At 64.5% G+C, this 13,964-nt stretch carries 14 protein-coding genes; 4 read left to right on the plus strand and 10 right to left on the minus strand.

All coding sequences use genetic code 11. The features are described from left to right. Window positions 1–2 precede the first annotated feature (2 nt). A complete protein-coding gene (locus B015_RS0101265) occupies window positions 3–371 on the minus strand; it encodes a hypothetical protein (protein ID WP_040455922.1) in 369 nt (122 codons plus the stop codon). A gap of 212 nt (window positions 372–583) precedes the next feature. Between B015_RS0101265 and B015_RS0101270 the strand changes: the two genes are divergently transcribed. Continuing rightward, window positions 584–1,141 carry a MarR family transcriptional regulator gene (locus B015_RS0101270; RefSeq protein ID WP_018425834.1) on the plus strand — a complete coding sequence of 186 codons (558 nt, stop codon included), beginning with the start codon at window positions 584–586 and terminating at the stop codon, window positions 1,139–1,141. Between the two features lie 30 nt (window positions 1,142–1,171). Here the strand turns inward: B015_RS0101270 and B015_RS0101275 are convergent, their stop codons facing one another. The 7 genes from B015_RS0101275 to B015_RS33495 all read right to left on the minus strand — a co-directional run bounded on the left by B015_RS0101275 (window position 1,172) and on the right by B015_RS33495 (window position 9,025). Then, a complete protein-coding gene (locus B015_RS0101275; RefSeq protein WP_018425835.1) occupies window positions 1,172–2,173 on the minus strand; it encodes an oligopeptide/dipeptide ABC transporter ATP-binding protein in 1,002 nt (333 codons plus the stop codon). A gap of 12 nt (window positions 2,174–2,185) precedes the next feature. After that, window positions 2,186–3,214, minus strand: coding sequence for an ABC transporter ATP-binding protein (locus B015_RS0101280; RefSeq protein WP_018425836.1), 1,029 nt, complete (start codon window positions 3,212–3,214; stop codon window positions 2,186–2,188). Continuing rightward, window positions 3,211–4,218 carry an ABC transporter permease gene (locus B015_RS0101285; RefSeq protein ID WP_343123000.1) on the minus strand — a complete coding sequence of 336 codons (1,008 nt, stop codon included), beginning with the start codon at window positions 4,216–4,218 and terminating at the stop codon, window positions 3,211–3,213. Before B015_RS0101285 ends, B015_RS0101280 begins: the two co-directional genes overlap by 4 nt. Window positions 4,219–4,237: 19 nt before the next feature. Continuing rightward, window positions 4,238–5,158, minus strand: coding sequence for an ABC transporter permease (locus B015_RS0101290; protein ID WP_018425838.1), 921 nt, complete (start codon window positions 5,156–5,158; stop codon window positions 4,238–4,240). Window positions 5,159–5,253: 95 nt separating this feature from the next. After that, window positions 5,254–6,690 carry an ABC transporter substrate-binding protein gene (locus B015_RS0101295; protein ID WP_018425839.1) on the minus strand — a complete coding sequence of 479 codons (1,437 nt, stop codon included), beginning with the start codon at window positions 6,688–6,690 and terminating at the stop codon, window positions 5,254–5,256. Window positions 6,691–7,475: 785 nt separating this feature from the next. After that, window positions 7,476–8,852, minus strand: a complete 1,377-nt coding sequence (locus B015_RS30205; protein ID WP_018425840.1) for an amidase — start codon at window positions 8,850–8,852, stop codon at window positions 7,476–7,478. After that, window positions 8,849–9,025: a hypothetical protein gene (locus B015_RS33495; protein WP_018425841.1), complete on the minus strand. Its 177-nt coding sequence runs from the start codon at window positions 9,023–9,025 to the stop codon at window positions 8,849–8,851. Before B015_RS33495 ends, B015_RS30205 begins: the two co-directional genes overlap by 4 nt. Window positions 9,026–9,109: 84 nt before the next feature. On the opposite strand from B015_RS33495, the gene B015_RS0101310 reads away from it, so the two are divergent. Next, window positions 9,110–10,369, plus strand: coding sequence for an FAD-dependent oxidoreductase (locus B015_RS0101310; RefSeq protein ID WP_081623416.1), 1,260 nt, complete (start codon window positions 9,110–9,112; stop codon window positions 10,367–10,369). 20 nt (window positions 10,370–10,389) lie between these two features. Here B015_RS0101310 and B015_RS0101315 read toward each other — a convergent pair whose 3' ends face one another. Together B015_RS0101315 and B015_RS0101320 are read right to left on the minus strand one after the other, a co-directional pair. Beyond that, a complete protein-coding gene (locus B015_RS0101315) occupies window positions 10,390–11,154 on the minus strand; it encodes an SDR family oxidoreductase (protein WP_018425843.1) in 765 nt (254 codons plus the stop codon). A gap of 46 nt (window positions 11,155–11,200) precedes the next feature. Further along, entirely contained in the window at window positions 11,201–12,670 is a 1,470-nt protein-coding gene (locus B015_RS0101320; RefSeq protein ID WP_018425844.1) for a gamma-glutamyltransferase, read from the minus strand. Between the two features lie 161 nt (window positions 12,671–12,831). On the opposite strand from B015_RS0101320, the gene B015_RS0101325 reads away from it, so the two are divergent. Together B015_RS0101325 and B015_RS0101330 are read left to right on the plus strand one after the other, a co-directional pair. Then, window positions 12,832–13,590, plus strand: a complete 759-nt coding sequence (locus B015_RS0101325; protein WP_018425845.1) for an iron-containing redox enzyme family protein — start codon at window positions 12,832–12,834, stop codon at window positions 13,588–13,590. Between the two features lie 9 nt (window positions 13,591–13,599). Then, window positions 13,600–13,908, plus strand: a complete 309-nt coding sequence (locus B015_RS0101330; RefSeq protein WP_018425846.1) for a 2Fe-2S iron-sulfur cluster-binding protein — start codon at window positions 13,600–13,602, stop codon at window positions 13,906–13,908. Window positions 13,909–13,964 lie beyond the last annotated feature (56 nt).

Below are 13,964 nucleotides of genomic sequence, written 5' to 3' on the forward strand. Positions count from 1 at the left end.
AGTCAGTTTGACGCGGCGTTGAGGATTTCGTCGGGCGTCGATGAGACGACCTCGACATATTTGGGCATGAACTTGCGGCCCTCGATCAGGCCGACGAAAGCCGGCTTGATTTCTTCGGCCAGCACCTTGCGGATCTTCGCGTGCTCGACGATGTCCGACCACTCGGCAATGAGGAAGAAGCGTTGCGGATCCTCGGTGTCGCGGCACAAGACGCCGTCCTTCACCTGGGCCCAGGATTTGTGCATCGGGTTGCCGTCCGAATAGTCGAATTCCTCGAACAGCTGGACGAATTCGTCCTCGCGTCCGGCCTCTACGCGGAAGTCGTAGATGTGAAGGAAGTTACCCTTCGTCGCCAGTGGTTCCTGCGCCATGGTGCTCTCCTTTTCCAGTGTTCCCAATAATCATCAGTGTACCGCCTTTTATTGCATGCGCAAGGCGCAATGCCTTGCTGGGAAAGGGATTCGCAGCCGTCGGCTTGCCTTCGATCGGCCTGTTACTTCGCTGAAAATATGCGGCGGTACCGCTCTTTCCCGCCGATCGGGCAAGAGCTAGACATTGGGTAATCGCAAGCGAGGGAAAAAGCGTGGCAGCCAAGTCGGCAAAGACGACAGGGACACGGAAAAAGGCGGCGGCCGAGCCGCACCAGCCAAATCCCGAGTTGCAGCAGCTCATCGAAAGGCTGCCATTGTGGAAGCGGCCGGGCTATCTCATCCGCCGGCTGCACCAGGTGCACTACGCCCTGTTTTTCGAGGAATGCGAGGGCTTCGGCATCACCCCGGTGCAATACGGGCTGCTGACCATCCTCTCCGGCAATCCCGATTCTGACCAGATCTCCCTTGCCCAGGCGCTCGGCATCGACCGCACCAATGTCGCCGACGTGCTGTCACGGCTGGCCCAGCGCGGGCTTATCGAGCGCACCCGCAGCACCGAAGACAAGCGCATGGTGCTGGCGCGGCTGACCGCCGAAGGGGAAAAGCTTGTGGCGGCCATGCACCCGGCGATGAGCCGTGCCCAGGACAGGCTGCTCGACACGCTTGCTGACAAGGAACGCGAGGCGTTCCTGTCGACGCTGATCAAGTTGCTCGAGGCCAACAACAAATATGGCCGGGCGGCCCTTGCCACCGCCAAGTTCGGCGACTGACCGACAGTCATTGGTTGCTGTCCGCGCGACCTACCGGTTCCAGCAGGCGACGAGATGGCCGGGCGAGCGCTCCGACAGCTTGGGCGCTTCCTTGCGGCACTGGTCCGACGCCAACGGGCAGCGCGTCGAGAAGCGGCAGCCGGGCGGCGGGTTGACCAGGTCGGGAATCTCGCCGCCATAGACGATGCGCTTGCGCTGGCGCTGGGTGCGCGGATCGGGCACCGGCACTGCCGACAGAAGCGCCTCGGTATAGGGATGGATAGGATGATCGTAGAGATCGTCCCGGTCGGCGATCTCGACCATGCGCCCGGCATAGAGGATCGCCACCCGATGCGAGATGTGGCGAACGACGGAGAGATCGTGGGCGATGAACAGGTAGCTCAGGCCCAACTCCCGCTGCAGGTCCTGCATCAGGTTTACCACCTGCGCCCGCACCGACACGTCGAGCGCCGACACCGGCTCGTCGGCAACGATGAACTCGGGCTGCAACGCCAGCGCCCGGGCGATGCCGATGCGCTGACGCTGCCCCCCGGAAAAAGCGTGCGGAAAGCGGTCATGCGCATCTGCCGGCAGGCCGACGACGCGCAGCAGTTCGGTGATGCGGTCGCGCGCCTCGTCGACATGGCGCACCAGCCCGTGCACCAGCAGCGGTTCGGCGACGAGGTCGATCACCCGCATGCGCGGATTCAGGCTGGAATACGGATCCTGGAACACCAGCTGCATGTTGCGGCGGAGCTTTCGCAGCGCCTCACCCTTGGTGTTGGTGATGTCCTTGCCCTGGAAGACGATCTTGCCAGACGACGCCCTGATGCGGCGCAGCACGGCGCGGCCGGTGGTGGTCTTGCCGGAGCCGGATTCGCCGACCAGCCCGAGCGTCTCGCCGGGCCTGAGGTCGAAGGAGATGTCTTCCAGCGCCTTGAACGCCTTGGGCCGCCCCCAGAAGCCTTGCGCGCCGGTTTCGTAGGTTACGTCGAGCCCCTGCACGCTGAGCAGCGGCGGTGCTGGCGGCTGGGCTGGCACGGGGTTGAGCATCGATAATTCCTGTCAGGGGAAGGACGGCGACATCAGCGGCGTCGCCCAGGCCGGCACCGAAGGCTGCCAGCAGGCGGCTTCCGCATTCGGGCGGATATGTTCGAGCTGCGGCGCCTTGCGGCAGGCCTCGCCCGACAGCGGACAGCGCTGCTGGAACGAGCAGCCCTCGGGCGGTGTCACCAGATTGGGCGGCGTTCCCTCTATCGAGACCAGCCGCTCCGACACCTCGTCGAGCCGCGGCGTCGAGCGCAGGAGCCCTTGCGTGTAGGGATGCGCCGGGCGCTCGAACACGTCCTCTGCAAGGCCGGTCTCGATGATCTGGCCGGCATACATCACCGCAACCCGGTGACAGAGCCCGGCGACGACGCCGAGATCGTGGGTGATCAGCACCACCGAAAGGCCGAGCGACTGCTGCAGTTCGGCGAGCAGTTCGAGAATCTGCGCCTGGATGGTGACGTCGAGTGCTGTCGTCGGTTCGTCGGCGATCAAAAGCTCGGGCTCGCAGGCAATCGCCATGGCGATCATCACGCGCTGGCGCATGCCACCCGAGAATTCGTGCGGATACTGGTCAAGCCGTCGCCGCGGCGCGCTGATGCCGACGGCCGCAAGCAGCTCCTCGGCGCGGTTGCGCGCCTGGGTGCGCGTCATGGCAAGATGCCGTTCCAGCACCTCGCCGATCTGCGTGCCGACCTTCAGCACCGGGTTCAGCGAGGTCATCGGGTCCTGGAAGACCATTGCCACTTCCTTGCCCCTGATATCGCGGGCGAAGCGCTCGCCATCGGTGCCGAGCAGCGAGCGTCCCTTCCACCTGATGTCACCGGAGGCGATGCGGCCGGGCATGTCGATCAGCCCCATCACCGCCTGTGCCGTCACGCTCTTGCCCGAGCCGGATTCGCCGACCACGCCTAGCGTCTCGCCGCGGCCGATGGATAAGGTCACGCCGCGCAGGCCGTGCACCAAGCCGCGCCGGGTGTCGAACTCGACCTTGAGCTTCTCGACCTCGAGCAGCGGCATGCCCGTGCTGTTGGCGCTGACGTTCATGAGCGGCCTCCCTGGCTCTTGGCTTCGGGGTTTTGCATCTTCGGGGCGCGGCGGGCCTGCCGGGCGGCCAGCTTGACGCGCTGGTAAGCGAAGCGCTTCTCGCGTTCCTGCGGGTCGGTGGTGACGCGCACCCAGCTGGCAAAGAGGTTGACGGCGAGCACGGTGACGGCGATCGACAGGCCGGGGAAGGTGATCAGCCACCAGGCGACGAAGATGTAGTCGCGGCCGTTGGCGACATCCAGGCCCCAGCTCGTCGCCGGCGGCTGTACGCCGAGCCCGAGGAAGGAGAGCGCTGCTTCCGCCAGCACGATGTTGGTGAATTCGAGGATGCCGAGCGTCAAAAGCGGCGAGATCAGATTGGGCAAGATGTGGCGGAACACCACCCTGGATGTCTTGCAGCCGATCATTTCGGCAGCCTCGACATAAGGCGTCTGGCGCACCGAAAGCACGATGCCCCGCACGACGCGGGCATAGACCATCCAGTTGGTGATCGCGAGCACGATGATCATCGTCGTCATGCTCGGGCCGATGACCGAGATCACCAGCAGGATCAAAAGCAGGCCCGGGAAGGCTACCTGCACGTCGACGATGCGCATGATGATGGAGTCGGCGCGACCGCCCTTGAAGCCGGCCCACAGGCCGAGCACCACGCCGAAGGTTCCCGCCGACAGCACCACGACAACGCCGACCAAAAGCGAGGCGCGGGCGCCGTAGATGACGCGCGAAAGCACGTCGCGGCCGAGATGGTCGGTGCCCAGGATGTGGTCCCAGCTGCCCTTTGGCAGCCAGGCCGGCGGCTTGAGCCTTGAGACGACCGACTGCGCTGCCGGATCGTAGGGCGCAATCAGCGGAGCGAAGATCGCCATCAGCAGAAGTGCCACGATGACGGCGAAACCGAGCGTGCCGAGCTTGTCAGGCCAGAGCTCGCGGCCGAACTCGTCGAGCTTTGCCCAGAGGGACGGGCCGCGCCTTGAGGTCTTGGCGGTCACGACCGGCGTCGTCACAGGCATGGGGATAGCCATCTCAAGCCAACCTTATCCGGGGATCGATGAGTTTGTAGATGACGTCGAGGCCGACATTGATGACCACGATCAGCACCGCCACCGTGAAGACGATCGCCTGCAGCAGGAACAGGTCGCTCTTCTGGATCGCCTGCATGGCCGTCAACCCGAGGCCGGGCCAGGCGAACACGGTCTCGACCACGACGGTGTAGCCGGCCAGCGCACTGATCAGCTCCCAACCTGCCAGCGTCACGAACGGCACCAGCGTGTTGCGCATCGCATGCACCATGACGACGCGCGGAAAGCGCAGTCCCTTGGCGCGCGCCGTGCGCACATATTGCTGGTTCAGCTCGTCGATCATCGACGAGCGCACCAGCATCACCAGCCGCGCCAGCGACGGCATGGCGAGCGTGATCGCCGGCAAAATGAAATAGGGCAGGCCGCCCATGCCCGATGTCGGCAGCCATCTCAGCGTCACCGCAAAGAACACGATGAGGATGAGCCCGAACCAGAATTGCGGCAGCGACAACCCGAACAAGCCTACGAAAACAGTGGTACGGTCCACCCATCCGCCGGGCCTTAGTGCCGCGATCGCGCCCAAAGGCAGCGCCAGCACGATCGCCAGGCCGAGGCCGGCGCCGATCAGCATCAGCGTGTTGGGCAGGCGTTCGAGCACGACATCGAGTGCCGGCCGGCGCTGCCACAAGCTTTCGCCGAAATCGAGCCGCGCGAGATCGCCGACGAAATCGACGAACTGCTCGCCCATCGGCCGGTCGAGGCCGAATTGCTGTGCGAAGGCCGCGCGCTGCGCGTCGGTTGCCGAAAGCGGCAACATGACCTTTACCGGGTCGCCGACCATGCGGGTGGCGATGAAAACGATCAGAGTCACACCGATAACGACAAGCAGGCCTTGTCCGATGCGGCGGAGCAGAAAACCACCCATAGTCCTCTCCATTGCCTGAAGCCGGCTCCCCCGAGCCGGCCTCAGAATTTCCGGGGTCCGCTTATGTTTTTATGTCGGACCCGCGTTCTCCAATATTATTCCGTGACCTTCATCTCCTTGACTAGGAGTTTGGAGTCGACACGCGGCTGCCATTCGAGGCGCTTGGAGAAGCCGTAGATGTCCTGCTGGTTGAGCAGCGGGACGAGATACGACAGATCGTACGACTTCTTGGTGATGGCGTCGTACATGGCCTGGCGCTTCTCGACGTCGGTCTCGATCCTGGCGGCGTTGATCTGGTCCGACATTTCCTGGTCGCTGTTGGACGCGGAACTCGCCTTGCTCTGTAGCACCGATGTCATTTCACGGTCGACGTCGAGCAGTTCGTTGGAGTTCGACAGGAAGACCGCATCCGGCCGCTTGTTCTTGTCGAACAGCTGGTTGAGGTACTCGCCGAAGTCCTCGATCTTGATGTCGACGTTGAGGCCTGCATCCTTCCAATAGGCGCCGACGGCCTCGATCAGTTCGCGGTCCTTGAGCCAGCGGCCGGCTTCGCCGACGAGCTTGACGGTCTTGCCCTCGGCGCCCGCTTCCTTGATCAGGGCCTTCGCCTTGTCGACGTCGAACACGTAGTCAGGCAGCGCCTTGTTGTAGCCGAAGGCCTTGGGGTTGACGACCTGTCCCTTGGCCGGCGTGGCGTAGCCGCCAAACAGGCTCTCGGCCAGCGCCTTGCGGTCGACCGAAATGTTCATGGCCTCGCGGACGCGCGGGTCCTTGGTCACCTCGTTGTCGGTCGACACGATCATGAGCGTCGTTTCGAGGCCGCTGACGGCCGCGAATTTCGGCGCCTGCTCGGCGAATTCCGGCAACAGGTTGGTGATGACGTCGAGCTCGCCGGCCATCAAGCCCGACAGGCGGGTGCCGGACTCGCCGACGAACCGGTAGGTCACCTTGTCGATCGCAGGTGCGCCGCCCCAATAGTCGGCGTTCTTCTCCAGTACGATATCCTGGCCGCGGTTCCAGCTGGTGAACTTGTAGGGACCGGTGCCCGAAGGCGCCTCGGCAAACTTGGCATCGCCCGAATAGGCGGCCGGGATCATCTTCATCCAGTACATGCGCGACGGCAGGATCGGGTCGGGACCTGAAGTCAGGATGCGCACGGTCAGGTCGTCGACCTTCTCGGCGCCGGTGATGGTGCCGAAATAGGCCATCTGCTCGGACTTCAGCGCCGGGTCGATGACGCGCTTGACGCTGTTGACCACGGCGTCCGCATTGAACGCCTCGCCATTGTGGAACTTGACGTCGGGCCGGAGCTTGAACTCCCAGGTCTTGGCGTCGACCTGCGTCGGGGCCGCAGCCGCGAGGCCCGCGACCAGCTCGCCCTCGGGCGTGCGCGCCATCAGCGTTTCATAGACGTTGTCATTGATCGCGCGCTCGCCGCCGTCGTCGCGCACCTGCGGATCGAGTGTCGACGGCTCGGAGCCAATTGCGATGGTGATGTCTGCTGCCTCCGCCGTCAGCGGCGAAAGCGCCATGATGGCCGCCAAGGCGGCACTGCTTGCCAGTCTCGTCAATAAGTTCATCGGTCCACCCATTAGCTATGACAATAAAAGCGAGCGAAGTGCGCAGTCTTGAGCTGCGCTGATATCGCGGGTCGCCACATCCCTCGGCAAGAAGAGTGGATTGTATGCAATCGACTGTCAAGCGAATGTTGATCAACTTTTGGCCTGGCATGATGCAGTCAACTGAAGGTGCCCTGAAACATCAATCAAATAGTTGAAATTGCTCAAAATTTAGAACGCGATTGCTGAAATTTCGTTCATGAATAGCAGCTGCGCAGATCGCGATAGCCAGCTTTCTGGTCATTTCTTGCATATAGTATACCAAAAATGGCCACGAAATGGCCAGACGGGACGCTGTTATGGCTGTTTCCAGGGGGAAGACCGAGTGCCAGTAGAGCGCGGGACCGACCCTGGCATCAAGAGTTTTCGATGCAACCAGACACAGTTTCGTATTATCGTGTCTACCGGGACGACTTTATTCTCGGATGCGTGTTGCTGACGTCATTGGTGATGACGCGCCTCATTCTGGCAATAAATCTTCCGGACTTTCGTCAGCTGCTATCGCAATTCGCGAACCGAGGGCTACCAGGCATTTGGATCATGCCTGGCATCGGGCTTCGCCGGTCGAGTTGGGATATTGACTGACCAAGATTCCGCTTGGCGTCCAATTTGTCGGTTACCTGCTCGGCGACTATGCGCTGCTTGTCGCCGCCGGTCAGCTCGAAATGCGCTGTTCCCCGCCTCTTTAGGCGCGGGTGTCACGCCTGGCTGAAATAGCGCGGCGGCAGGTGCACGGCATCCGGGTTCAACCGCTCGAACACCGCAGCCATGTCGAACAGCCGGTTCTCGGACCCGCTTGCGCCCAGAATCTGCACGCCTGCCGGCATACCGCTTGCCGCCTTGCCGAAAGGAAAGGCAAGTGCCGGGTGTCCGGTCAGGTTGGCCAGGATGTTGGGGATTGGCTCCTCAAGAAAGTAGAACTTGTCGACTGTCCTGAGCGGTCCGGCCGAGGCGAGCGCCCCCGGCATCAGCAGGGCATCGACCCGCGCCAGCTGCGTATCGAGCTTGTGCCTAAGGATGCCGCGCAGCCGTTCGGCTGCCACGAGGTCGGTTGCGGCAAGGCATTCACCCGCCAGCGAGCGGCCGCGGAACATTTCGCCGAAGGCGGAAAAATTGCTGCGCACCTCGGTGCCGTATTGGGTGGCGATCTCGGCCATCATCACGATGGCGCCGGGCGCGTGGAAGGTCTCCAGCGGCGGCAGGTCGACTTCGACGATCTCGCCGCCATGGCTGGCGAAAAGCTCAAGCGTCTTGGCCATTGCCGCCGCCATCTCGGGCCTCAGCTTGTCGCTAAGCCCCCAGCCGTCTGGCGATATGCCGAGCCGCATGCCGGCGAAGCCCGGCTCGTCGGCATAGGGCGGCCGCGTCCATTTTGTGCCCGACATCACGGCATGCAGGATGCGGCAGTCCTCGACCCGTGCCGCGATTGGGCCGCAATGGTCCATCGAGCGGGCAAGCGTGTCGACGCCGTCGACCGGCACGACGCCGAAGCCCGGCTTCAGGCCGACCATGCCGCACATGGTCGAGGGCAGGCGGATCGAGCCGGCCGTGTCGGTTGCAACCGAGCCCTTGCACAGCCCGCCGGCGACGGTCACGCCCGAGCCGCTCGACGATCCTCCGGGAAACATCTCGGTATTCCAGGGGTTGCGCGCCGGCGGAAACGGCAGGTCAAAAGACGGTCCTCCGAAGGCGAGCTCATGGCAATTGGCCTTGCCGATGACGATGGCGCCTGACGCTCGGAGGCGGCTCACGACTGGCGCGTCGGCCTTTGGCTTCCTGCTGAGCCGCGAATGCGAAGCGCCGGTGTTGGGCATGCCGGCGACATCGACAATATCCTTGACCGAGACCGGCACACCGGCCAACGGGCCGACCTTCTCGCCGGCCGCGATCCGCGCGTCGAGCGCCCTTGCCTCCGTCAGCGCCGCATCAGTCGCGACATGGACGTAGCCTGACAACGCGCCGTCGAAACGCGCGATGCGGTCGAGGAAATGGGCTGTTACCTCCACCGCGGAAATCTCCCGCTGCGCCACCCCTGAAGCGATCTGTGCGATCGGCATGCGCTCGAACGGCGTCATCGTCCGACACCCTTGTCGTGCTCGGCGAGCAGCTCGGCCACGCGCCTGGCCAGCCGGTCGAGGATGGCTGTGCCGCGGGCGAAGTCGGCGACCTCGGCAGCAGATGCTTCCTGAGGCAACGAGATCGCCGGGCCCGCCGGCGTCGGCGTGGGAGGCGTGGTCACTTCACGCATGGTTCCTCCACATCGAGGCAAATTTGGAATTGATCAGTATACATCTGATGTGCATTCTGCATTTAGAGGATGTAGGGAGAGAGATTGGATTTGTTGGAAAAGCGCTTTGACGTCGTGGTGGTTGGCGGTGGCATTGTCGGCCTTTCGGTAGCTCTGGAAGTCCAGTCGCACGGTCTCTCGGCAGCCATAGTCGATCCAGGCGTGGTCACCGACCGAGCGTCCTACGGCAATGCTGGGGTGCTCAGCCGTGGCTCGATCTTCCCGATGGCTGCGCCCGGCATCCGCTCCCGTTTGCCGCGTTATGCGCTTGGACGCGACATTGCCGTCCGCGCCCGCTTGCGCTCGCTGCCACATCTGTTGCCCTGGCTGACGCGTTTCCTGGTTGCTGCGGAGGAAGGCGCCTGGCGCCGCGCGGCCGCCGCTCTCGACCCGATGGTGGCGCAAGCCTTCGACCGTCATGTCGCGATGGCCGAACTGGTCGGCGGCCGCCATCTCATCAAGCGCAATGGCTGGTTGAGGCTCTACCGCAACGCCGAGGGGCTCGCCGGCAGCAGGCTCGAACGTGAGGTGCTTGCCCAGCAGCGCGTCAGCTTCCACTGCCTCGACGAGGACGAGATCCGCCAGCTCGAACCGCATCTTGCCCACCGCTTCACCCACGGCATCTTCTTTCCCGACACCGGCTCGGTCGAGAGCCCGGGCGAACTGGTCGAACTGTATCGCGCTGCCGCCGAGGCGCGGGGCGCCGCCTTCGTCGCCGGAGCGGCCGATGCAATCATCGAGGCCGAGGGGGGAATGGCCGTTCGGGCAGGCAACCGCCGCATCGAGGGACGTCATGTTGTGCTGGCAGCCGGAGCACGTTCGGCAACGCTTGCCGCAACCCTCGGCTATCGTTTCCCGCTGGCGGCCGAACGCGGCTACCACCGACATTTTGAGTTGCCCGACGGTGTCGAGCTGCGCCGTCCGGTCTATGACGCTGCCGGCGGTTATGTACTGTCGCCGATGAACGGCAAGGTCAGGCTGCTCAGCGGCGTCGAGCTGGCGCGGCCCGACGATCCGCCTGACCACGTCCAGATAGAGGCTGTCGAGCCCGATGCGCGCAGGACGCTGGCCTTCACGCAGCCGGTCGAGGACACGCCGTGGCTGGGCAGCCGCCCGTCGACGCCTGACGGGCTGCCGGTTATCGGTCGCGCCGCGCGCCATCCACACCTGGTCTTCGCCTTCGGCCACGGCCATATCGGCTTCGCAAACGGTCCGGCCACAGGGGCTATCGTTGCCAGCCTGGTCGCGAGCCAGAAGCCGCCGCTGCCGGTCGAGGCTTTTTCGCCGGCCCGCTTTGGCGGCTAGGCAACCCATGGCAAACCGGCTCACGGCAACGTCAGCCCGCCGTCGACATGCAGTGCCTGGCCGGTGATCTGGCTCGCCTCCCGCGACAACAGGAACTGGATCGCCGCGGCCACATCGGCCGGTTCGGTCAGCTGGCCCGTCGGTGTCACCGCGATGGCCTTTTCCAGCGCCGAACTGGTGGCCGCGAAATGCCCCTTTGGGTCCTTGCGGGTGAAGCCGGGCACCACGCAGTTCACCGTCACGCCCTTGGGCGCGAGCTGGACCGCCATCGATTTCGCCAGGGCCTCCAGCGCACCCTTGCCGGCCGAGGTCGCCGGGAAGTGGATGTCGGCGGTGCCGAAGATATGGGCGACGAAGGAACTCACCACCACGACGCGGCCCCATTCGGAGGCATCGAGATCGGCCATGGCCGCATTGACCAGCCTGAGCAGCGCCGTTGGCATCGTGGCGAAGGCCTGCTCCAGATCCTGGGGCTGCACTTCGCCCAGCGTCGAGCGCGCCGCCTGGGCGGCGTTGCTGACGATCTGGTCGACGCGGCCGAAGCGCTCGCGTGCCGCCGCCACCATCCTGGCCGGCACGTCGGGGTCGGCCAGATCGCCGACGACCATGTCCACCACGGCACCTTTCCGCCCGCAGATCTCGGCCACTTCGCCCAGACCTTCGGCGTTCTTGCGCGTGTGCAGCACCAGGCCGACGCCCGGCGCCGAAAGCCGCCGCGCCGTCTCGGCGCCGATACCGCTGGCCGCCCCGGTGATGAGCACGATGCGATCGAATGTCCTGGCCAAATCCCTGTCCCCGTTCTGTTGAGAAATATGTCTAGAGGCTGACGGCTCACGCGCCCAGAGCTAGCCCGTCTTTGCGTTTGTCCGAACCGCCGAGCAAGCTGCCGTCCGCGTCGCGCAGCACGAACTGCGCGCCGCCGAAATCGCTGCGCCCACCAAGCTCGCCAGCACCTTCCGGGTCGGTGTAGCCGGCGTCGCGCAGGGCGCGTGCGATCCTGTCGGGCGTGCCCGGCTCGATCGCCAGTTGCTTCGCGCCTTCCAGCCGCCAGCGCGGCGCATCGATTGCCGCCTGGAGCTTCTCGTTCCAGGCCGCCAGCCGCACCATCATCTGCACATGGCCCTGCGGCTGCATTGCCCCTCCCACCACGCCGAAGCCGCAGTGGAAACGGCCGTCCTTCAGCGCTGCCGCCGGCACGACCGTATGATAGGCGCGCTTCGACGGTCCCGGCCCGTTGATATGTCCCGGTTCCGAAAAGCCAAAGCCACGGTTCTGAAGCACGAAGCCATGACCCGGCACGCCGATGCCTGAGCCGAAGCGTTTGAAGATGCTGCTCATCAGCGTCACCGCCAGGCCGTCGCTGTCGACGACCACGGTGCACACTGTATTCCCGGCTGGATCGGCCACCGTCTCCTTGGCATGCGCCAGCGCCCGGCCCACCGCCTGCACCATGGCAAGCGTGGTGCCGGGGTCGTCACGTTCCAGCGGCAGGGCGTCCAGTTCCTCCAGCGCGTCAAGCACTGCCACGCCATGGGTGTTGGGCGGGCATTCAAGCATGGTCAGCCCGCGAAAGCTCCGACGCAGCGGCTCGCCGAAATCGCCGCGATGGGCGGCGAAGTCTCCTGCGGACAGCACGCCGCCGCATGCCTGATTGGCGGCAGCTGCGCGCTGCGCCGCGTCGCCGAGATAGAAGGTATCGGGTCCGTCGGCTGCGATAGCCTGCAGGACTTTCGCCAGTTCGGGATTGGCGAAGCGTTCGCCCGCGCGCGGCGCGTTGCCTGAACTGTACATGGCGGCCGCGGCCGCATCGCCCTTGATGATCGGTTCGAACAGCGCCCATTCGCGCGCCGCAATGGGCAGCACCTCGAAGCCGCCGGCGGCAAGCGCGACGGCAGGCGCCAGCAGCTGCGCCATCGGCAACCGGCCGTGGCGCATATGCAGGTCGAACCAGCCGCGCACGGCACCTGGTACGGTCACTGACAGGGCGTGTCGTTCGGGGATGCGCCGGTTGGGCAGCCGCTCCAAGATATCGGCGGTCAGCGCCGCCGGCGCCCGGCCGGTGCCGTTGTAGCTTGTGCCACGGCCATCGGGCTCGACCAGCATGGCCAAGAGGTCGCCGCCGATGCCTGTTGCCATCGGCTCGACCACCCCGAGGATGGCGTCGGCCGCGATCGCCGCATCGACCGCCGAGCCGCCGGCCGCCAGCATGTCGATTGCCGTGCGCGCCGCCAGCGGATGGCCTGTCGCCACCATCGCGTTCTGGCCACGTACGCCGTTCGCCGGATCGTTCATCTCAGCCATTCCTTTCCTCGCTCCGGTCATTCGAGCTACGACATACTGTATGCGCATGCTTGAAACATGCGGACGAAGCGACTGTAGAATGCGGCTTGCGTCAATGTCAATTTGGTATACAGTATTCCAAATCAGATTTGAAAAAGCCATTCAGCCGACAGGGGAACCCGATGACTGTGCCGATGAACCCGGATGAATTTCGCACTGCGCTGGAAAACGCCATCAAGGGCAAGAGCGCCAACAAATCGCCGTTCTCGATGGCCTGGGCCAGCGGCAAGCTGAGCCGCGACCATCTCTCGCGCTGGGCCGAGAACCACTACCACTATGTGGGGCCGTTCGCGGATTACCTCGGTTACATCTATTCCCGCATGCCCGAGCAGTATGTCGAGGCCAAGGATTTCCTGCTCGCCAACATGTATGAGGAAGAGATCGGCGGCGACCGCCACACCGATCTGCTGATACGTTTCGGCGAGGCTTGCGGCACATCTCGTGAGCGCATGACCGACCCGGAAAACATGTCGCCGACGACGCGCGGCCTGCAGAGCTGGTGTTACGCGGTGGCGATGCGCGAGGACCCGATCGTCGCCGTTGCCGGGCTTGTCGTCGGCCTCGAATCCCAGGTGCCGTCGATCTACCGCAAGCAGACGCCGACGTTGCGCGACAGCTACGGCTTTACCGACGAGGAAGTCGAGTTCTTCGACCTGCACATCGTCTCCGACGAAATCCACGGCGAACGCGGCTACCAGATCGTGCTGGAGCATGCCCGCACGGTCGAGATGCAGGAACGTTGCCTGAAGATCTGCGAGGTCGGCGCCCAGATGCGCCTGCTCTACACCACCGCACTCTACAACGACTATGTCGCCGAGGATGTGAAGCTCGGCCGCGTCGCACCCATGGAGCCGGAGCTTGCCGGTATCGGCGGGGTTTGAGGCTCGCACATGCCGACAGTCGTGATCCACAAAAACGGTGAAGCCTTCACAGGTGAGGTCAAGGACGACACCAACCTCGTCGTCCGCGCCGGCATCAAGCAGTTTCCCTATCCGCACCTCGCCTACAAATGCGGCATGGGAAAATGCGGCACCTGCGCCAGCCGCATCCTGGCCGGCGCCGAGCACCTGCCGCCGCCCAACTGGAAGGAGAAGAAACAGCTCGGCGACAAGCTCGACGAGGGTTTTCGGCTCGTCTGCCAGCTGTGGATCAAGAACGACATCGAGCTCCGCCAGGAGAAGGTGACGGAGCAGGCCTAGCGCAATTCCAGGAAAAGTGCGCAGCGGTTTCCGTCCGGAATTGCGCAAAGCAGAGC

Origin of the sequence: Hoeflea sp. 108 (assembly GCF_000372965.1) — a bacterium.
Classification (GTDB): domain Bacteria; phylum Pseudomonadota; class Alphaproteobacteria; order Rhizobiales; family Rhizobiaceae; genus Aminobacter.